The following is a 19,828-nucleotide window of genomic DNA, read 5'->3' as shown; positions in this document are numbered from 1 at the left end:
GGCGCCCGCGCACACTGGCCGCCGTTCCCACTGCGACCCGAGGCCTCCCATGAGCAGCTTCGCCATTCCCGGCGCCGACGACTTCGATTTCGAGTTCGGCGACTGGACCGTGCAGCACCGCCGCTTGAATGAGCGCTTGAGCGGCTGCCAGGACTGGACGTCCTTCGAGGGGCGCGCGTCGACTCGTCCGATCCTGGGCGGGCTGGGAAATCTCGAGGACAACGAACTCGACTTGCCCGGAGGCCGCTATCGCGCGGTGGCGATGCGATCGTTCGATCCGTCGACGGGGCAATGGGCGATCTGGTGGCTGGATGGCCGCGCGCCGCATGCGCTGGACGTCCCGGTCAAAGGCCGCTTCGAGGGCGGCATCGGCTTGTTCTTCGCCGAGGACGAATTGGACGGTCGTCCGATTCGAATCCGCTTCACCTGGGACAAGCAGGATGCGACTGCGCCCCGATGGGAGCAGGCCTTCTCCGCTGACGACGGGGCGACCTGGGAGACCAATTGGGTGATGCGGTTCAGCCGGTCAGGGACGAACTAGACGTTGGCGTCGATCAGCTCCGGCACCATCACCTTCAGCTTCGCTTCCAGCGCCTCCAAGGTCTCGGCCTCGGTGACAAGGCCTGGCACTTCGTCCGAAGTCGCCAGCCAGACGGATGCGTCTGGATCCCATTCGGCAGGGCAGGGAAGACGTGACGGATCACGTGGCCGGGCAAGCCGACCGGGATCGTGAAATGGGTGCCGTGATCGACGGCGGGCGGCGCGTTGCGGGAGACGATCCAGCCGCGGACCCAGGCCGTGGCGACATCGGCCGGACTTGGCCGCGCCTCGCCATCCAGTAGCTCGGCCGGACCGGTCACGGCTTGATGAACCCGCTCTCCACCCACTTCGCCGCGCTCGCCTCGCTGAACCTGAAGTTCGGCTGCACGCGGACCTGGGCGAGCTGCTCGCCATCGGCATTGCGGGCGGTCAGCGTGGCGTAGGGGTTGTCCTCGTCAGGGATGATGTCCAGCAGGATCTCCAGCCGGCCTTCTTCCGTGTCCAGCTTCAGCGACTTGTGCAGCTGCGCATGCAATTGCTGCTCATGACGGCGCAGCACTTCGCTGGCCGTCTTTACCAACGTGTTGAAAGCCGCCGTGTCCAGCGGCTTGGGGTTCTTCTTGTCGCGGCCCATGGTCCAGGGGCCGACGAGGGCGGGTTCCGCCTCGCCGCGCAGCGTCATGGCGACGGCCCAGCCGTCGTCGTCCTCGTTCTTGATCACCTGCGCCGTCCAGCGCTCGTCGCGCCACAGGCGCGGCTCTTGAATGATGGTGACTTCGTCTTCAGGGAAATTCGTGCTCATCCGGTCGAAGGTATCACGGCCTCACTCCTTGGGACGACAGGAGGCGCCGCCAGCCACGTGGCCAGAACCAGCCAGCATCTTTAAGTCAGCTCCCGCAGAGCGCTTCCCCCCGCAGCATCCACCCATCGGCAGGTCCGTCTTCCCGGGGACGTCGACCCACCGAAGCGGGTATGCGCCATCCGCGCGCATACAGTGTGGACTTCCGTGACGACTCGGGCGCCAGGCGCCCGGATCGCGCGGCCTGCAGGAGAAGTAGTTTTGAGTCTGTTCCGTACCAAGAATCTCGATGAGCTGCTGGCGCATGCCAGCTCCCCCGGCCACGGCCTGAAGAAAGTGCTCGGGCCCGTCGACCTCGTGCTCATCGGCATCGGCGCCATCGTCGGCACCGGCATCTTCGTGCTCACCGGCACCGGCGCGCTGACCGCCGGCCCCGCGCTGACCATCTCGTTCGTCATCGCCGCGCTGGCCTGCGCCTTCGCCGCGCTTTGCTATGCGGAGTTCGCCAGCTCCATCCCCGTCGCCGGCTCGGTCTACACCTACAGCTACGCCACGCTGGGCGAACTGGTCGCCTGGATCATCGGCTGGGACCTGATGCTGGAGTACGGCCTGGCCGTCTCCGCCGTCGCGGTCGGCTGGTCCGGCTATTTCCAGTCGCTGCTGTCGGGCCTGGGCGTGACGCTGCCCACCGTGCTCAGCGCCGCGCCCGGCGCGCAGCCCGGCGTGCAGACCTGGTTCAACCTGCCGGCCTTCGCCATCGTGCTGGTGCTGACCTGGCTGCTGTCCCTGGGCATGCGCGAATCCAGCCGGCTCAACAACATCATGGTGGCGCTGAAGATCGGCGTCGTGCTGCTGTTCATCGTCGTCGGCGCCCGCCACGTCAGGCCCGAGAACTGGCAGCCCTTCGCGCCCTTCGGCGCCAACGGCGTGCTCAGCGCCGCCGCCTTGGTGTTCTTCGCCTTCATCGGCTTCGACGCCGTCTCCTCCGCCGCCGAGGAGGTCAAGCGACCCGACCGCGACCTGCCCATCGGCATCATCGGTTCGCTGCTGGTGTGCGCCGCGCTCTACGTCGTGGTGTCGCTGATCATGACGGGCATCGTGCCCTTCCAGGACTTCGCCGGCGTCGACCATCCGGTCTCGCTCGCGCTGCAACGGGCCAACGAGCTCTGGGTCGCCGGATTCGTCGACCTGGGCGCCATCGTCGGCATGACCACGGTGATCCTGGTCATGGCCTACGGCCAGACCCGCATCATCTATGCGATGTCGCGCGACGGCCTGCTGCCCGCGCGCCTGTCGACGCTGCATCCGCGCCATGGCACGCCGTACTTCGCGACCTGGCTGGTAGGCATCGTCTTCGGCCTGATCGCGGCGCTGGTGCCGCTGAACGTGCTGGCCGAGCTGATCAACATCGGCACCCTGGCCGCCTTCTGCCTGATCGCCATCGCGGTCATCGTGCTGCGCCGCACCCGACCCGACCTGCCGCGCGCCTTCCGCTGCCCGGCCGTGCCGGTGGTGCCGCTGCTCGCGGTCGCCCTGTGCGTGACGCTGATGAGCTTCCTGCAGGCCACCACCTGGATCGCGTTCGCGGTCTGGGTGGGGCTGGGATTGATCGTCTACTTCGGCTATGCGCGCCGGCGCTCGCTGCTGCATCGGGCCAAGTAGGCGGAATCGAAAGGGGGCCCCGTCAGGGCCCCCGGCCTGCTCAGAGGCTCGTCACAGGCTCTTGAGCGGCACGACGTCCTTGCCCTTGAAGGTGAACACCGTCACCGCCGAGGACTTCAGATCGTGCTTGGCGTCGTACGCGTACTCGCCAGCCACGCCCGCGAAGCTGGACTTGGCCAGGTGGTCCGCGACTTTCTTCGGATCGGTGGATTGCGTGGCCTCCATCGCGGTCGCCAGCAAGTAGGCGCCGTCATAGAACGCCGCGGCGTAGGTCAGCGGATCGCGCTTGAACTCGGCCTTGTACTTGTCCATGAACTGCTTGCCCTTGGCGCTGCGGTCGATCAGTGCACCGCCTTGCGTGCAGAACACGTTCATGTCGCCGGCGATCTGCGACAGCGTCGCCGTCTCGGTCGAGCAGATGCCGTCGCCGCCCAACATCGGCGCGGTCACGCCCAGACCGCGCAGCTGACGCAGCATCGGGCCGGCCTGCGCCGAATAGCCGCCGTAGAAGATCGCGTCGGGCTTGGCCGCCTTGATGGCGGTCAGGATGCTGCTGAAGTCCGTCGCCTTGTCGTTGGTGAACTCCTTGGCCACGACCTTGATGCCCAGCTTCGCGGCCTGCGCGGTGAACTCCTGTGCCACGCCCTGGCCGTAGGCGGTGCGGTCGTCGATGACGGCCACCGTCTTGACCTTCAGGTCCTGCGCCGCGTACACGGCCATCTTGGCGCCGAGCTGGTTGTCGGTCGCGCCGATGCGGAACAGGTTGGTCTGGTTCTGCGTCGTGATCTTGGGGTTGGACGCCACCGTCATCACGACCACGCCGCCGTCCGCGAACACGCGCGAGGCGGGCATCGTGACGCCCGAGTTGTAGGGCCCCAGGACGAAGCGGATCTTCTTGTCGACCAGCGTCTGCGCGACCTGCACGCCCTGGCGGGGATCGGCCGTGTCGTCGTTGATGTCGAGCTCGAACTGAACCGGCTTGCCGGCGATCTTCAGGCCCTTGGCGTTGAGTTCCTTGATCGCGAGTGCCGCGCCGTCGCGGTTGTCGATGCCGTAACCCGCTTGCGGGCCGGTGATGGGGCTCATGAAGCCGATGCGCACGCGCTCCTGCGCCTGGCAGCCCAGCGCGGCCATGCCGGCCGCGAGCGCCAGCAGTTTCAATGTCGTCTTGTTCATGTGACTTCCTCGGAGAGGTGGACGGTGAGACCACAGGCCCGCCGCGTCTCCAGGCCGCGGGCCGATCCGCCGCGCCCGGGAATCGCCCAGACGCGGAGACCACGATGGTAGTCCCGGCCCTCCGACTCGGGACCTCGCTTGAACAGGCTACTTGCTTGGAGTAACACGCGTGGTGCAGCGACCCGATCGCTGCAATCGACCGGCGCCTCGGAGCCTCGGGAGGCTCCGGCGACTAGGCCGCCGGCACCTCGCCCAAGGCCGCCCGCAAATGCGGCGCGGTGCGGGAATCCGCACTTGCCGCGACGGCCTCCGGCGTGCCGGCCGCGACGATGCGTCCCCCGGCATCGCCCGCGCCCGGCCCCAGGTCGATGACCCAGTCCGCCGCCGCGACCACGCGCATCTCGTGCTCCACGACGACCACGCTGTGACCGGCCTCGACCAGATCGCGCAGCTGCGCCATCAGCTTGTCGACGTCGGACGGATGCAGCCCGGTGGTGGGCTCGTCCAGCACGTAGAGCGTGTGGCCGCGCTGCGTGCGCTGCAGCTCGGTGACCAGCTTGATGCGCTGCGCCTCGCCACCGGAGAGCTCCGTCGCCGGCTGCCCCAGCCGCAGATAGCCCAGCCCGATGCCGCGCAGCAGACCCAGCGGCCGCGCCAACGCCGGCTCGTCGGCGAAGAACTCGAAGGCGCCGTCCACCGTCATGCCGAGCACGTCCGCGATGCTGCGATCGCGGTAGCGCACCTTCAGCGTGGCCTCGTTGTAGCGGGCGCCGTGGCAGCTGGGGCAGGGCGCGAACACGCTGGGCATGAACAGCAGCTCCACGCTGACGAAGCCCTCGCCCTCGCAAGTCTCGCAGCGGCCCTTGGCCACGTTGAAGGAGAAGCGTCCCGCATCGAAGCGGCGCGCGCGCGCCGCGGGCGTCGCCGCGAAGAGCTTGCGCACGTGGTCGAACAGGCCGGTGTAGGTCGCGAAGTTGGAGCGCGGGGTCCGGCCTATCGGTTTCTGGTCGACCTGAACAAGGCGGCGGATGCCGTCCGCGCCGCCGGCGATGCGGCCGCCGGCGGCCTGCGGCAGGTCGCTCTCGACCTCGTCCTCGTCGTCAACGGAGACGGGCTCATGGCCCAGATGCGCGCCGACCAGGTCCACCAGCGCACGGCTCACCAGCGAGGACTTGCCCGAGCCCGACACGCCCGTCACCACTGTGAACACGCTCAGCGGAAAGGCCGCGTCCACGCCGTCGAGGTTGTTTTGCGTGACGCCTTCCAGCCGCAGCCAGTCCTTGGGCACGCGACGTGCGCGCGCGCGGCTCGCATCGGAGGCTTCGCCCGCCTGGGCGCTGCGGCCGGCCGGCGCACGCTCGCTCGCGGGCGGGAACAGATAGGCCGCCGTGCGCGATTCCTCGACGTCGCGCAGGCCCTCGGGCGGTCCGCTGTAGAGCACCCGTCCGCCGAGCTCACCCGCCGCCGGCCCCACGTCGACGATCCAGTCGGAGGCGCGCATCAGCGTCAAATCGTGCTCGACGACGAAGACCGAGTTGCCCGACGCCTTCAGCGCCCGCAGCGAGGCGAGCAGCGATTCGCTGTCGGCCGGATGCAGGCCGGCGGAAGGCTCGTCCAGCACGTAGACGACGCCGAACAGGTTGGAGCAGATCTGCGTCGCCAGGCGAAGCCGTTGCAACTCGCCGGGCGAGACCGACGGCGTCGCGCGGTCCAGCGAGAGGTGTCCGAGTCCCAGGCTCAGCAGCGGACGCAGCCGCATCAGCACGTCGTCGACCAGACGCCGCGCCGCGAGGCGCTTCTCTTCGCTGAGGCCGTCCACCGCGCCGGCATCGTCCAGCGTCGCCGCCAGTTTGTCGAGCGGCAGCTGCGCCAGCGTGCCGATGTCCAGTCCGCCGAAGGTCACCGACAACGCCTCGCGCTTGAGGCGCCGTCCGTCGCAGACCGGGCAGGCGCCGCCGATCAGGTAACGCGAGACGCGGCGCTTCATCAGCGCGCTCTGCGTCGTCGCGAAGGTGTGCATCACGTAGCGCCGCGCGCTGCTGAACGTGCCCTGGTAGCTGGGCTCCATCTTGCGGCGCAACGCATCGCGGGTCTCCTCGGGCGTGAAGCCGGCGTAGACGGGCACGGTGGGCTGTTCGTCGGTGAACAGGATCCAGTCGCGCGTCTTGCGCGGCAGCGCGCGCCAGGGCTTGTCGACGTCGATGCCCAGGGTGACCAGGATGTCGCGCAGGTTCTGGCCGTGCCAGGCCGGCGGCCAGGCGGCGACGGCGCGCTCGCGGATGGTCAGTGTGTCGTCGGGGACCATCGAGGCCTCGGTGGCCTCGTAAACGCGTCCCAGGCCGTGGCAGTGCGGACATGCGCCTTGCGGTGTGTTGGGGGAGAAGTCCTCCGCGTACAGCATCGGCTGCCTGGCCGGATAGCGGCCGGCGCGCGAGTAGAGCATCCGCAGCAGCGAGGACAGCCCCGTCACGCTGCCGACCGAGGAGCGCGCGCTGGGCGTGCCGCGCTGCTGCTGCAAGGCGACCGCCGGCGGCAGACCGTCGATGGCGTCGACGGCGGGCACGCCGACCTGATCGATCAGCCGGCGCGCGTAGGGCGCGACCGATTCGAAGTAGCGGCGCTGGGCTTCCGCGTAGATCGTGCCGAAGGCGAGCGAGGACTTGCCGGAGCCGGACACGCCGCTGAAGACCACCAGCGCGTCGCGCGGCACGTCGACATCGACGTTCTTGAGGTTGTGCTCGCGGGCGCCGCGCACCTGAACGAAGGCGGCTCGGGCCGGGCGATCGGCGCCGTTCGAGCGACTGGCGCTGCCGACGCTGTCGGAGCGATGGACCGGCGATGTGGCAGGGCGGGTAGGACGTCGGGCCAAGGTGTGATCTCCGGGCGGATGCTGTGCGCGTTCGGGGGCGAAAGGGGCTGGAGTATCGGCCCCTCCGGCTCGGTAGCAGGCGGTGTGCCGGGCGGTGATTGCGCTGGCGACGTGCCGTCTGTAGGTCATCGCCCGACAGGCCGGTCGGTCATTTCCCGCTAGACGATGAATTGATAAATATGGAAAATTCGCTCCATGCCGCCGACACTCCCGTGCTGACGGCATCCTGCTTTTCCTCCCTGAGCAGGGACCGCGGACAGCGGTCTTCGGGCCCGATCTGCCAAGCGATCGGGCCTTTTTCTTTGGGCGAATGGATTGCGCCTTTTAGCGTTTTCTGCTGCCGCTGCCGCTGCCGCTGCCGCTGCCGCTGCCGCTGAAGCAGCAGATGCGGGCCGGAACTCGCGCCGGCGCTCAGCGCGGCTTGATGGGACCTTCGCCCATGCGGGCCAGGCCGGCCGCGCGCAGCTTGTCCTTCTTGCTCGGACGCTTGCCCTTGATGCCCCCGGTGGCCTGCTCGGGCGTGGCCGTCTGCGTCGGCTCGAAGCCGGCGATGCGCTCGCGTGGGACGCGCTGGCCCTGGCGCTTCTCGATCAGGCGGAAATGCGATTCCATGTCCGCGGTGATGAAGGACACGGCCAGCCCGCTTGCGCCGGCGCGTGCGGTGCGGCCGATGCGGTGCACGTAATCGGCCGCCGCGCGCGGCAGGTCGTAGTTGACGACCACCGGCAGCTGCGCGATGTCGATGCCGCGCGCGCCCAGGTCGGTGGACACCAGCACCCGCAGCTCGCGACTCTTGAACTCGGACAGGATGCGGGCGCGCGCGCCCTGGCTGGCGTCGCCGTGGAAGGCCTCGGCGCTCAGGCCGGCGCGGCGCAGCTTGTCCGCGACGTGGTCGCAGGCATAGCGGGTCGCGACGAAGACCAGCACCCGCGACCACTCGCCTTGTTCGATCAGATGCCGCAGCAGCGGGGTGCGGCGATCGGTGTCGACCTCGATGGCGCGCTGCTCGATGTCGGCCTTGGACAGCGGCTCATCCGAGACATCCACCCGCACCGGATCGCGCAGCAGCTCGTCGGCCAGGGCCTGGACCTCGGCGGGGAAGGTGGCAGAGAACAGCAGGTTCTGCCGACGACGCGGCAGCAGCGCCAGCACCTCCGCGACCTCGTCCGCGAAGCCGCCGTCCAGCAGTCGGTCGGCCTCGTCCAGCACCAGGCATTCCAGGCGGGACAGGTCCAGGCCGTTCTTGTCGACGATGTCCAGCAGCCGGCCCGGCGTGGCCACGACGATGTCGGTGCCGCCGCGCAGCGCCATCAGTTGCGGGTTGATGGACAGGCCGCCCACCAGCACCGAGATCTTCACCGGCTCGTCCAGCGAGCGGCCGATCGCGCGCAGCGTGTCGCCGACCTGGGCGGCGAGCTCGCGCGTGGGGACCAGCACCAGCGCCTGCGCGCGGCGCAGCGCGGGGCGCACCTCGACGTCGAAGCGCTGCATCAGCGGGAAGGCGAAGGCGGCCGTCTTGCCGGAGCCGGTCGAGGCGCAGGCGCGCAGGTCCTTGCCGGCGAGCGCCGCCGGAATGACGGCGGCCTGCACGGGGGTCGGAACTTCGTAGCCCTGGGCGTCGGCGGCCTCCAGCAGGCGGGGGGACAGGCCCAGCGCGGCGAAGTCGGCGGGGGCGTTCACGGGCGCGACGGACTCCGGATCAGGGGCGGACGCGGCCGATGCCGGATCGGGCTTGACGTCGTTCACAGCAGCCTCGCCTTCACCGACTTGCCCTTGACCTTGCCGGCGTTCAGCGCGCGCAGCACCTTGGGAGCGATGTCGCGCTCGACGGCGACGTAGGTCGAGAACTCGTTGACGTTGATCTTGCCGATCTGCGCGCCTTCGAAGCCCATGTCCTTGGTCAGCGCGCCCATCACGTCGCCGGGACGGATCTTCTCCTTGCGGCCGCCCAGGATCTGCACCGTGGCCATGGGCGGGCGCAGCGGCCCGGCGCCGGGCGCGGTGGCAAGCTCGGTCAGCGAATGCCAGGGGCTGACGCTGCCCTGCATTTGATCGATGCGGCCGACGCGGCCCATTTCATCGAGACTCGCCAGGCTGAAGGCCCAGCCGGCCTCGTCGGCGCGGCCGGTGCGGCCGATGCGGTGGACATGGACCTCGGGGTCGGGCGTGATGTCGACGTTGATGACGGCCTCGAGCTGCGCGATGTCCAGGCCGCGCGCGGCGACATCGGTGGCGACCAGCACGCTGCAACTGCGGTTGGCGAAGCGCACCAGCACCTGATCGCGGTCGCGCTGATCCAGGTCGCCATGCAGCTCGAGCGCGACGATGCCCTGGGCCTGCAGTACGGCCACCAAATCGCGGCATTGCTGCTTGGTGTTGCAGAAGGCCAGGGTGCTGGCCGGACGGAAGTGATTCAGCAGCAGGCCGACGGCGTGCAGGCGCTCGTTCTCCTTGACCTCATAGAAGCGCTGGCGGATCTTGCCGGCGGCATGGCGCTCGGTCAGCGTCAGCTGCTGCGGGTCGCGCATGAAGCGGCCGGCCATGGCGGCGACGCCGTCCGGATAGGTGGCCGAGAACAGCAGCGTCTGGCGCTGCTTGGGGCAATGGGCGACGACCTGGGCGATGTCCTCGGCGAAGCCCATGTCGAGCATGCGGTCGGCCTCGTCGAGCACCAGCGTGTTCAGCGCCTCGAGCGAGAGCGTCTCGCGCGAGAGGTGGTCGAGGATGCGGCCCGGCGTGCCGACAACGATGTGGGCGCCGTGGGCCAGGCTGGCGAGCTGGTTGCGGATGGGCGCGCCGCCGCACAGCGTCAGGGTCTTGATGTTGTCCTCGGCGCGGGCCAGGCGGCGGATCTCCTGCGTGACCTGCTCGGCGAGCTCGCGGGTGGGGCACAGGACCAGGGCCTGGACCGCGAAGCGGCGCGGATTCAGGTTGGCCAGCAGCGGCAGCGTGAAGGCGGCGGTCTTGCCGCTGCCGGTCTTGGCTTGCGCGATCAGGTCGCGGCCGGCCAGCGACAGCGGCAGGCTGGCGGCCTGGATGGGCGTCATCGACAGGTAGCCCAGCTGCTGCAGGGTGGCCTGCATCGAGGGCGGCAGGGGCAGGCTGGCGAAGGAACTCGCGTCGGCGGCCGGCGTCGTCGCGGGGGCTGTCGAGGGGGCGGAGGCGGGGGCCTGAGCGGGCGCGGCGGTCGCGCCGGCGGCGGAGGGATCGGTCGGGAGCATGCGCGATTGTCCCTCAGGCGCCGCCTTCCAAGCCTTCCGAGGCGATGTCCAGGCGGAAGCCCCCTGCAAAACGTCCGGGCGAACCTCCCATGCGTCAAACAGGAACCGGCGTGGCGCGCATTGACAATGCGCCGATGGAAACCACCTGGACCGCGCGCAAGGCGCTCCCCGGCGACGCCGAGCTGATCGCCTCCCATGCCTGTTATCGGGAAGACGATGTGGCGCGCCGCGCCGGCTATGCCGAGTGGGTGAAGCCGCGCATCGGCGCGCGCAAGTACCTCGGCCTGATCGCGATGCAAGGCGGCGAGGTCGTCGGCGGCGCGGGCATCGTGCTGCTGGACTGGGGCCCGACGCGGGCCAACCCGAGCGGTCAGATGGGCCGCGTCGTCAATGTGTTCACCGCGGCCCACTGCCGCGGTCAGGGCATCGCGCGCACGCTGGTGGCGCGGCTGCTCGAACAGTGCGAAGCGCTGGGCGTGCGTGAGTTCAACCTCGGCGCCACGCCAGAAGCCCGCGCGCTCTACGCGGGATTGGGCTTCGCGGATTACGCGCCGGAGATGCGGCGCCGGGTGGCGATCGAAGCCGCTTAAGCGACCCTTCCCAAGCGCATGTTGATCGGCCACCGGACCTCGCGCCGCGTCGCCGGATCGCCCCACATCGCCGAGAACTCCGCGGCGAAGCGATGGAGCAGGGCCTTCTGCCCCGCCTCACGGGCGCTGCGGATCGCCGACCAGGTCGAGACGTAGCCCAGCATCTCGTCCAGCGACCAGCGCTTGCGAATCTCCAGCGCCGGCCCGGGCTGCTCGTCGAAGGGAAACTCGATGCTGGCGTAGCCTGAGTCCACCAGACGTCGCTCCGCGGGCCAGTAGCGGCCCACCTCGTCCGCATAGAAGCGCTGGATGCGGCCGTCCAGCGCGCGATCCTGCGGCCCGTCCAGCGCGAGGACGCCGTAGCTCAGCAACGACACGACCGCGCCGGGCGCGGCCACCCGCCGGACTTCCTCGTAGAAGCGCGGCCGGTCGAACCAGTGCGCCGCCTGCGCGGCGGTGATCAGGCTGGCGCTGCCGGCATCGGCTTGCAGCTGCTCGGCGGGCGATTGGCGGTACTCGACCTTGGGGTGGGGGACCGCATTGGCGAGTTGATCGGCACTGGGATCCAGGCCGAGGACCCGATCGAAGTGCTCGCCCAGCTGCGTGGTGAGCTGGCCGTTGCCGCAACCGACGTCGACCGCCAGTCCGCGCGTCGGCGCCAGTTGAGCGAGGAAGGCGGCCAGGGAGGGCGGGTACTCCGGGCGGAAGCGGGCGTAGGCGGCGCCGCCTTGGTCGAACCAGTTCTTGGATGAAGAAGCCGTGGACATCAGGGAGCTCCTCGTGCGCTGTGACAGCGAGGATTCTGCGACCAGACCGCCGCGCCAGGGGCGACAGGCAGCGCGCCTGGACACGTGCCCGACGATCAAGCCGCGAAACCCCGGGGCGCTCAGCGACAGGCGGAGTTCAATGCGCCATCCACGCGTCGTGCGAGTCCTTGCACAGGTCGGTGACCAGGCGCTCGAAGTCGGAGGACTTGTCGTAGAAGGCGTCCGCGCCGCAGGAGATGACGCGGGCCTCGTAGGTCGCGCGGTCCTCGGAGCTCAGCACCAGGATGCGGCCGCGGAAGCGCGCCGCCCGCAGGCGCTCGATCAGCCCCATGCCGGAGCCCCCGTCGATCCGCAGGTCCACCAGCACCACGTCCGGGGCGCTCAGCGCGATGCTGCTCATGCCGGCGTTCTCGCTGGAAGCCTGGGCCACCACGCGGATGGAGGTCTCGGATTCCAGGCGGGCCACCATCAGGCGGCGCAGCAGCGGGCAGTCCTCGATCAAAGCGACTTTCATGATGTTCTCCCTGGTATGGGATCAATCATGGGTGACGGACCTCACGATGGCGAGGCCGCGCCTGCGTCAGCGTCGGTGCGCTCGGGCGCCGACGCCCTGTAGTCGGATGGACTACACGTCCCTTGCGATGGGACATCGCGCCCCTTCCATTCCCCCCGCGATCCCCCCGCGATGAAGGGGCGGGCAGGGCGGCCGCCCATGGACGCCCAGGGCGCCGCCCCTTAGTAGGTCGCCCGTCCGCCGGTCGCGTCGAAGACCGCGCCGGAGTTGAACGAGCATTCCTCGCTCGCCAGCCAGCCGACCAGGGCGGCGATCTCCTCCAGCGTGCCGAAACGCCCCTGGGGGATGTGCGACAGCATGAAGGCCACATGGGCCTCGCTCATCTGGTCGAAGAGCGGCGTGCGCACCGCCGCCGGGGCGACGCAGTTCACCCGGATCTGCGTTGTCGCCAGCTCCTTGCCCAGCGCCTTGGTCAGACCGATCACTCCGGCCTTGGAGGCGCTGTAGGCCGCGGCGTTGGGGTTGCCCTCCTTGCCGGAGATGGACGCGATGTTGACGATGCGGCCATAGCCGTTGCGCTCCATGTGCGGCACCGCTGCGCGGTCGCAGTAGAAGACGCCGTGCAGGTTGACGTCCACCACCTGCCGCCAGGCGGCCAGCGGATAGTCGCGGACCGGCGCGTTGGGCCCCGAGATGCCCGCGCTGGCGATCAGGATGTCCAGCTTGCCGCCCAGCGCGGCCACGCTGGCGTCCATGCCGCGGGCGACCTGGTCCGCATCGGACACGTCCAGCGCCGCGATGTGCGCCGCGCCGCAGGCCTGCCGGGCCGCGAGCAGCGCGTCCTCGTGCAAGTCCCACAGGCTGACGCGCGCGCCTTCGGCGATCAGCCGTGCAGCGATGGCCTGACCGAAGCCGGACGCACCGCCCGTGACGATGGCCGTCCGGCCCTTGAAGCGATCGGGGAAATTCATGCCGATGCTCCCGGGAAGGACCGCACGACTTGGCGCTGCTCGCCGAGACCGGTGATGCCCAGGGTCATCACGTCGCCCGGCTTCAGGAAGATCGGATCAGGCTTGTGGCCCAGGCCGACGCCCGCCGGCGTGCCGGTGATGATCAGGTCGCCCGGAAGCAGCGTCATGAAGCGGCTGACGTAGCTCACCAGTTGCGCGCAGCTGAAGATCATGTTGCCGGTGTGGCCGTCCTGCAGGCGCCGACCGTTCACCTCCAGCCGCAGCGCGAGCGCCTGCGGATCGGGGACCTCGTCGGCGGTGACCAGCCAGGGACCGACCGGCCCGAAGCTGTCGCAGCCCTTGCCCTTGTCCCAACTGCCGCCGCGCTCGAACTGGTAGGTCCGCTCGCTGACGTCGTTGACCACGCAATAGCCTGCCACGTGGTCCAGCGCGGACGCCTCGTCCACGTGGCTCGCGCGACGGCCGATGACGATGCCCAGCTCGACCTCCCAGTCGCCCTTGACCGCGCCCGGCGGCAGCACCACCGCATCGTCAGGGCCCGAGAGCGAGCTGGTCGCCTTCAGGAAGACCAGCGGCTCGGCGGGAATGGGCAGGTTCGCTTCCTTCGCGTGGTCGACGTAGTTGAGGCCGATCGCGACGATCTTGCCGATGCCGGCGACGGGCACGCCCAGACGGCCCGCGGGGACGACGGGGAGCGTCTCGGGATCGACGGCGCGCAGACGGGCGAGCGTCGCGGCGTCCAGCGTGGCGGGAGCGATGTCGTCGATCAGCGTCGACAGATCGCGGACGATGCCGGCGGCATCGAGCAAGCCGGGCTTCTCTTGGCCGGGTTCGCCGTGGCGGAGCAGTTTCATGGGGAACTCCTTGGATGTAGGATGAAAGGCGGGATCGATGTCGATGTGGCGATCAGGCTCGGGGGTGAGGTCCAGCGCTCAGCTGTTGGCCGGCGCGTCGCGGACGGCGGCGCGCACCAGGGCCGAGCCGACCGCGCGCACCGCCTTGTCGGCGCCGGCGTCCTTGAGCGCGCCGCGCTCGTCGAAGGCCTGGTGGGCGGCCGGCAGGGCGAACGAAGCCGGCACGATGGCGACGCCCAGCTTGTTCAGCACGATCTGCAGCGAGACCTGCGAGCGGATGCCCGCCAGCAGGCCCGGCGAGGCCGACACCATGGCCGCGCACAGATGCGAGAACGAGCTGGTCCCGGGGCGTTCCTGCGGCGCGGGACGGCTGGCCCAATCGAGCGCGTTCTTGAGCAGCGCCGTGACGGCGCCGTTGTGTTCGGGTGTGGCGATCAGCAGCGCATCGTGCGACGCGAGCAGTCGCTTGAAATCGAGCGCGCCGGCCGGCAGGCCGGCGGCCGCTTCGAGGTCGCCGTCGTAGAGCGGCAGGTTCAGGTCGGCCAGGCGCAGCATCGTCACGTCGGCGCCGGCCGCGTCCGCGCCGGCCGCGGCGATGGCCAGCAGTTGCTGATTGAGCGAGCCGCGGCGCGAGCTGCCCGAGAAGGCCAGGATCTTGATGGTCATGGGAGCCTCGATGAGATCGGGAATGTGGGGATCGGAAATCGGAAATCAGAAATCAGAAATCGAGCCCGGGCATGGGCACAGGCATGGGCACAGGCATGGGCTTAGGAAGGGGCTCAGGGAGGAGGCGCGGCACTCGTGCCTTGCCCCGCTTGAGCGGCGCCGAAGCGCTCGCTGGCGAGCTCGGCGGGCGGCGGCCGGTACTCGATGGCGCCGCCGGGCAGGAAGAACAGGATCAGCGCCTGTCCGCCCTCGGTGGTCGGAAAGTGCTCGCTGCCCGGCGGGTACACGACCCAGCCCGCGCCATGGCCGCACCAGCGCGCGCCGGCGTCGAGCGGGATCACCAGATCGATCTCGCCGCGGATGTGGCGGTGGTGCTGCCCGACGACGTCGCGCATCAGGCCGCTCTCGACCCGCATGCCGCGCGTGTCCTCGGACACCTCCGCAATATGGCCGCGGCTGTAGCCCGCGCCCTCGACCGGCGCGTAACCGGCCCAGCCTTCGGCGATGCCCGCCTTCATCAGCGTCGCCAGCCGATCGTGAAAGGCGCCGTAGGGACCGAAGCGGCGGTTGAGCTCGAACTCCAGCGCGCCGTCCAGCGGCCGATCCCCGATGAAATCGAGCACCTGACGGATCAGCGTCATCGCCTCGGACTTGTGCGGCCCGGTGGGCAGCGGGGCATGAGAGAGGGAAGAGGTCGTGCTCATACGCGCTCGTCGAACCTGTAGTTGAAGAAGCGGCCCGCGTTCTCGCCGAGGATGCGGGACTTCTGCTGGCAGGTGAGGCAGCCGGTGCCGCGCACCAGCGAGCCCATCGGCAGCTCGCCCAGCGGGTAGGGGTAGTCGGTGCCCAGCATCACGCGGTCGTCGCCCATCACGTCGACGAGGAACTTCAGCGCGCGCTCGTCGAAGACCGCGCTGTCGCACCAGAAGCGCTTGACGTAGCTGGAGGGCAGGTGGGGACAGTCCTCGCGCACGATGTCGCGGTTGCGCCAGGCGTTGTCCGCGCGGCCCAGCGCCCAGGCGAAGTTGCCGCCCCCGTGCGCGAAGCAGATGCGCAGGCTGTCGGGGATGCGCTCCAGCGCGCCGGACAGGATCAGCGACAGCATGGACAGCTGCGTCTCCGCCGCCATCGCCACCAGCCAGGGCAGCATGTATTTCTTCATGCGCCGGCCCTGGCCCATCATGTCCCAGGGGTGCTCCAGCACCGGGCAGCCGATGGCGGCGCAGTGCTGCAGGAAGGTCACGATGCCCTCGTCATCGAAGTCCTTGTCCCCGACGTGATTGCCCAGCTCCACGCCGATGTGGCCGTTGGCCATTGCGCGCTCGACCTCGCGGCAGGAGGCGTCGATGTCCTGCAACGGCACCTGCGCGACCGCATGGATGCGGCCGTCGGACTTGGCGCACATCTCCAGCGCCATGTCGTTGAACATGCGCGCGCAGTCCAGCGCGTGCTCGGGCTTGCGCAAGTAGGCGAAGAGCACCGGCGTGACGCTCATGACCTGGTGGTCGATGCCGTCCCGGTCCATCTCCTCGAGTCGCTTCTCGGCGTCCCAGGTGGCGGAGTAGACGGGCCGGAACTCCTGGTCCCCGACCATCAGCATGGCCTTGCCGCAGCCCAGGTGCTTCATCCAGGGCCAGTCGGGCGTGCCGTAGCGCTCGGCCAGGTCCGGCCAGGAATGGGGCAGGAAGTGGTTGTGGATGTCGACGGCGACGGTCATGACGCGGTCCTCACAGCACGACCCAGCCGGCCGGCGGCAGCTTGCCGGGGTGGAGGCTCCCGCAGTGCGGGCACTTGTGGAGCTCGGTGGCGGCGTAGAAGTCGGCGTAGACCTTGGGGATGTCCTCGACGATGGACTCCAGGTCCACCTCGGTGCGGTGCACCAGGTGCTGGCAGTTGAAGCAGTACCACTCGAAGCCGTCGAGCAATCCGTCCGGACGCGCCGGCTCGACGACGAGGCCGATGGAGCCGGGCATCGGTCGCTGCGGCGAGTGACGCACGTGCGGCGGGATGCGGAAGATCTCGCCCTCGCGCACGACCACGTCGTAGGCCTGGCCGCGGTCGATCAGCTTGAGCACCATGTCGCCCTTGAGCTGATAGAGGAACTCGTCGACGGGATCGTCGTGGAAGTCGGTGCGCTGGTTGGGGCCGCCGACGATGGTGACCATCAGGTCCGCGTCGGGCCAGATCTGCGCGTTGCCCACCGGCGGCTTGAGCAGGTCGCGGTGATCGGCGATCCAGTTGTCGAGGCTGAAGGCGGACAGGCGCATCGCGCCGTCATGGGCCCGCGTGGACGCGGTCTTGGGACTGTGGGTCTTGAAGCACATGGGATTACTCCAGGGAGGAGGGGGAGGCGGAGAGAGGTGCGGCATCAGGCGGGGCGCCGGGCGGCGAGGAGGACGGCGATCCCGCCGGCCGGTAGGCGATGCCCTTGATCTCGATCAGCAGGTGCGGATGCGGCAGCTGATGGACGGCCATCGTGGTGCGCGTGGGACCGTCGACGTCGAAAAATTCGGCGTAGGTCTCGTTGTAGCCCTTGAAGTCGTTCATGCTGGCCAGGAACACGGTCACCTCGACCAGGTCCTCCAGCACCGCGCCCTCGCTGGCGAGGATGTCGGCGATGTTGCGGATCACCGCGCGGGTCTGCACGCGGATGTCGAGTTCGGTGACGCCCATGGCATCGGCCGTCGCGCCTTCGAAGCTGTTGTCCGCGCGCCGTGAGGACGTGCCCGAGACGAAGAGGAAGTCGCCCGCCCGCTTGAGGTGCGGGAAGCGGCCGCGCGGCGTTGCCTTGCCGGCGACGACCGTGGCCTTGGCGGCCGACGCTGAAACGCCGCCAGGGATCCCGTCGGCGTGCGCGTCGGTGGAGGTTCGAGTGACCGCGCTCATGACTCGGTTCCTCCGACCTGGAAGGACACCGCGCCCAGCGACTGGAACGCCGCGCTGACCCGCATGCCGGCGCGCAATGCGACGGCCTCGGTCGCGGCGCCCGCCAGCACCAGGTCGCCCGGCTGCAGCGACTCGCCGGCCTCGCCGGCCAGCCGCGCGGCCGCGACCAGGGATCGCACCGGATGGCCGAGGATGGCCGCCGACGATCCCGCCTGCACCACGCGGCCGTCCACCCGCATCACGATGCCGAGGTTGGCGACGTCGGTGCTTGCCGGCTGCAGCGGTCCGACCAGGAAGCCGGAGGAGGACGCGTTGTCGGCGACCACGTCGGCGAGATGGAAACGGAAGTCGCGGTAGCGGCTGTCGATGATCTCGATGCCGCCGGCGACGGCCTCCACCGCGGCCATGGCCTCGGCGGCGCTGACGCGGCCGGCGAGCGGCTTCCTCAGCAGGAAGACGATCTCGGGCTCGGCGCGGGGATGGACGTAGCGATCGAGCGCCAGCTCGCCGCCTTCGTCCAGTCGCATGTCGTCGGTCAGGCGGCCCCAGATCATCTGGTCCACGCCCATCTGACGCATCTTGGCGACCGAGGTGAAACCCATCTTCATGCCGACGCGCCGCGCGCCGCGTCGCAGGCGCTGCTGTACCAGCAGTCGCTGCACCGCATAGGCGGTCTCGACGTCAAAGTCCGGGTGCTGATCGCTGAGCTGCGCGACCGCCTGCCGCGTCAGCGCGGCCTGGTCCAGCGCGAGGGCGAGTTGATTCAATCCGCTCATGAGGTCCGTCCTTGCTCGGAGCCGAAGCTGACGCGCACCGAGCCCAGGCCCTGGATGCGCGCTTCGAAGCTGTCGCCGGGGCGCGCGGGCACGACCGGCCCGAGCGCGCCGCTGAGCACGAGGTCGCCGGCGCGCAGCGGCCGTCCGGCCTGCGCCATCACGCGGGCCAGCCACAGCGTCGCGTTGATCGGCGAGCCCAGGCAGGCGACGCCGGCGCCGGTCGAGGCGAGCTCGCCGTTGCGCTCGAGCGCCATGCCGCAACCGACCAGGTCCACCGCGTCGATGCGGCGCGCGTCGTGGCCGAGCACGAACAGGCCCGAGGACGCGTTGTCCGCGATCGTGTCGGTGATGCGGATGTCCCAGCCGGCGATGCGGCTGTCGACGATCTCCAGCGCGGGCAGCACCCAGTCGATGGCGTCGACGATGTCGGCGGTGGTGAGCCGCGGCTCGCTCAGATCGCGGCCGATCAGGAAGGCGATCTCGGCCTCCACGCGCGGCTGGATCAGTCGTCCGTGTGCGATCTCGCCGCCGTGGGGCACGTCCATGTCGTCGAAGAGCATCCCGTAGTCGGGCTGCGAGACGCCGAGCTGGCGCTGCACGGCCGTGGCGGTGAGGCCGATCTTGCGGCCGACCAGGCGGGCGCCGTCGGCGAGGCGGCGTTGGGTGACTTCTTCCTGCACTGCGTAGGCCGCGGCGACGTCGCTGTCGCCGAGCTGGCCGCGCACGGGGGCGCAAGGCGCGGCGCTGCGCGCCGCCTGCCACAGCGCGGCGGCCGATGGGGAGAGGGCTTGCATCGCGCGCTCCCTCAGAACTTCACGCAAATGTTGGAGGGCTCGGAGTAGAAGTTGAGCGAGTGCATGCCGCCCTCGCGTCCGATGCCGGACATCTTCACGCCGCCGAAGGGGGTGCGCAGGTCGCGCAGGTACCAGCTGTTGACCCACACCAGACCTGCTTGCACCGCATGCGCGACGCGATGGCCGCGCGCCAGGTTCTGCGTCCAGATCGTCGAGCACAGGCCGTAGCGGGTGTCGTTGGCGCGGGCGATGACCTCGTCCTCGCTGTCGAAGGGCGCGACGTGGCAGCAGGGGCCGAAGATCTCCTCGCGGCAGATGCGGGCGGTGTCGCCCAGGCCGGTCCAGATGGTGGGCTGCACGAAGAAGCCCTGATCGCGCTCATCGCCGAAGCTCGGCACGCCACCGCCCGTGACGACGGTGGCGCCCTCGCTCACCGCGAGGCGGTAGTAGGACAGCACCTTGTCGCGATGCTCGGCCGAGATCATGGGCGGCATGTCCACGCCGGGGTCGGCGGGGCGGCCGGGGATCAGGGCTTCGGCCTTGCGCTTCAGCGCGGCGACGAACTTGTCGAAGATCGGGCGCTCGACGTAGACGCGCTCGGTGCACATGCAGATCTGGCCACCGTTGGAGAAGGTCGCCTTGGCGATGCCGTCCACCGCCGCGTCGAAGTCGCAATCGGCGAAGACGATGCCGGGGTTCTTGCCGCCGAGCTCGAAGGACACGGGCTTCACCCGCTCCGCCGC

At 69.7% G+C, this 19,828-nt stretch carries 21 protein-coding genes; 3 read left to right on the top strand and 18 right to left on the bottom strand.

Going from position 1 to position 19,828, the window contains the following annotated elements; all coding sequences use genetic code 11:
• The first annotated feature begins 49 nt into the window (after positions 1–49).
• The gene (locus ABDW59_RS13530) at positions 50–541 is read left to right on the top strand and encodes a DUF1579 domain-containing protein (protein WP_343630362.1); all 492 of its coding nucleotides are present in this window, start codon (positions 50–52) and stop codon (positions 539–541) included.
• Here ABDW59_RS13530 and ABDW59_RS13525 read toward each other — a convergent pair.
• Entirely contained in the window at positions 538–954 is a 417-nt protein-coding gene (locus ABDW59_RS13525; RefSeq protein WP_343630361.1) for a DUF1902 domain-containing protein, read from the bottom strand. The genes ABDW59_RS13530 and ABDW59_RS13525 overlap by 4 nt on opposite strands.
• The gene (locus tag ABDW59_RS13520) at positions 857–1,342 is read right to left on the bottom strand and encodes a hypothetical protein (protein WP_343630360.1); all 486 of its coding nucleotides are present in this window, start codon (positions 1,340–1,342) and stop codon (positions 857–859) included. Before ABDW59_RS13520 ends, ABDW59_RS13525 begins: the two co-directional genes overlap by 98 nt.
• A 258-nt stretch (positions 1,343–1,600) precedes the next feature.
• Between ABDW59_RS13520 and ABDW59_RS13515 the strand changes: the two genes are divergently transcribed.
• Entirely contained in the window at positions 1,601–3,001 is a 1,401-nt protein-coding gene (locus ABDW59_RS13515) for an amino acid permease (RefSeq protein ID WP_343630359.1), read from the top strand.
• A 51-nt stretch (positions 3,002–3,052) separates the two neighbouring features.
• Here the strand turns inward: ABDW59_RS13515 and ABDW59_RS13510 are convergent, their stop codons facing one another.
• From ABDW59_RS13510 to dbpA, 4 genes are all read right to left on the bottom strand, one after another.
• On the bottom strand, positions 3,053–4,177 hold the full coding sequence (locus ABDW59_RS13510) for a branched-chain amino acid ABC transporter substrate-binding protein (RefSeq protein ID WP_343630358.1): 1,125 nt from the start codon (positions 4,175–4,177) through the stop codon (positions 3,053–3,055).
• A gap of 232 nt (positions 4,178–4,409) precedes the next feature.
• The gene (locus ABDW59_RS13505; protein ID WP_343630433.1) at positions 4,410–6,932 is read right to left on the bottom strand and encodes an excinuclease ABC subunit UvrA; all 2,523 of its coding nucleotides are present in this window, start codon (positions 6,930–6,932) and stop codon (positions 4,410–4,412) included.
• A gap of 525 nt (positions 6,933–7,457) precedes the next feature.
• Positions 7,458–8,726 (bottom strand): DEAD/DEAH box helicase, encoded by a 1,269-nt coding sequence (locus ABDW59_RS13500; protein WP_343630432.1) that lies wholly within the window; start codon positions 8,724–8,726, stop codon positions 7,458–7,460.
• Positions 8,727–8,788: 62 nt separating this feature from the next.
• Positions 8,789–10,129: an ATP-dependent RNA helicase DbpA gene (gene dbpA / locus ABDW59_RS13495; protein WP_343630431.1), complete on the bottom strand. Its 1,341-nt coding sequence runs from the start codon at positions 10,127–10,129 to the stop codon at positions 8,789–8,791.
• A gap of 272 nt (positions 10,130–10,401) precedes the next feature.
• Between dbpA and ABDW59_RS13490 the strand changes: the two genes are divergently transcribed.
• Positions 10,402–10,857, top strand: coding sequence for a GNAT family N-acetyltransferase (locus ABDW59_RS13490; protein WP_343630357.1), 456 nt, complete (start codon positions 10,402–10,404; stop codon positions 10,855–10,857).
• Here the strand turns inward: ABDW59_RS13490 and ABDW59_RS13485 are convergent.
• From ABDW59_RS13485 to ABDW59_RS13430, 12 genes are all read right to left on the bottom strand, one after another.
• A complete protein-coding gene (locus ABDW59_RS13485; protein WP_343630356.1) occupies positions 10,854–11,624 on the bottom strand; it encodes a class I SAM-dependent methyltransferase in 771 nt (256 codons plus the stop codon). The two genes, ABDW59_RS13490 and ABDW59_RS13485, sit on opposite strands and share 4 nt — an antisense overlap.
• 136 nt (positions 11,625–11,760) lie before the next feature.
• A complete protein-coding gene (locus tag ABDW59_RS13480; RefSeq protein WP_343630355.1) occupies positions 11,761–12,138 on the bottom strand; it encodes a response regulator in 378 nt (125 codons plus the stop codon).
• Between the two features lie 221 nt (positions 12,139–12,359).
• Entirely contained in the window at positions 12,360–13,109 is a 750-nt protein-coding gene (locus tag ABDW59_RS13475; protein WP_343630354.1) for an SDR family NAD(P)-dependent oxidoreductase, read from the bottom strand.
• On the bottom strand, positions 13,106–13,963 hold the full coding sequence (locus ABDW59_RS13470) for a fumarylacetoacetate hydrolase family protein (RefSeq protein ID WP_343630353.1): 858 nt from the start codon (positions 13,961–13,963) through the stop codon (positions 13,106–13,108). The genes ABDW59_RS13475 and ABDW59_RS13470 overlap by 4 nt, the downstream gene beginning before the upstream one ends.
• A gap of 78 nt (positions 13,964–14,041) precedes the next feature.
• Complete coding sequence (locus ABDW59_RS13465; RefSeq protein WP_343630352.1) at positions 14,042–14,629, bottom strand: NAD(P)H-dependent oxidoreductase; 588 nt, start codon at positions 14,627–14,629, stop codon at positions 14,042–14,044.
• Positions 14,630–14,742: 113 nt separating this feature from the next.
• A complete protein-coding gene (locus ABDW59_RS13460; RefSeq protein WP_343630351.1) occupies positions 14,743–15,333 on the bottom strand; it encodes a DUF4863 family protein in 591 nt (196 codons plus the stop codon).
• Positions 15,330–16,346 (bottom strand): amidohydrolase family protein, encoded by a 1,017-nt coding sequence (locus ABDW59_RS13455; protein WP_343630350.1) that lies wholly within the window; start codon positions 16,344–16,346, stop codon positions 15,330–15,332. Before ABDW59_RS13455 ends, ABDW59_RS13460 begins: the two co-directional genes overlap by 4 nt.
• A gap of 10 nt (positions 16,347–16,356) precedes the next feature.
• Positions 16,357–16,896, bottom strand: coding sequence for a 3-hydroxyanthranilate 3,4-dioxygenase (locus ABDW59_RS13450; protein ID WP_343630430.1), 540 nt, complete (start codon positions 16,894–16,896; stop codon positions 16,357–16,359).
• Positions 16,897–16,957: 61 nt separating this feature from the next.
• Positions 16,958–17,515: a RidA family protein gene (locus tag ABDW59_RS13445; protein WP_343630349.1), complete on the bottom strand. Its 558-nt coding sequence runs from the start codon at positions 17,513–17,515 to the stop codon at positions 16,958–16,960.
• Positions 17,512–18,291, bottom strand: a complete 780-nt coding sequence (locus tag ABDW59_RS13440) for a fumarylacetoacetate hydrolase family protein (RefSeq protein WP_343630348.1) — start codon at positions 18,289–18,291, stop codon at positions 17,512–17,514. Before ABDW59_RS13440 ends, ABDW59_RS13445 begins: the two co-directional genes overlap by 4 nt.
• Positions 18,288–19,085: a fumarylacetoacetate hydrolase family protein gene (locus ABDW59_RS13435; RefSeq protein WP_343630347.1), complete on the bottom strand. Its 798-nt coding sequence runs from the start codon at positions 19,083–19,085 to the stop codon at positions 18,288–18,290. The genes ABDW59_RS13440 and ABDW59_RS13435 overlap by 4 nt, the downstream gene beginning before the upstream one ends.
• Before the next feature lie 11 nt (positions 19,086–19,096).
• Positions 19,097–19,828: aldehyde dehydrogenase family protein (locus ABDW59_RS13430; RefSeq protein ID WP_343630346.1), on the bottom strand; the 732-nt coding region annotated here is incomplete at its 5' end.

It is taken from the genome of Roseateles sp. (genome assembly GCF_039595295.1).
In the GTDB taxonomy this organism is placed as follows: domain Bacteria; phylum Pseudomonadota; class Gammaproteobacteria; order Burkholderiales; family Burkholderiaceae_C; genus Roseateles.
This window is presented reverse-complemented; position numbering and strand designations above follow the sequence as displayed.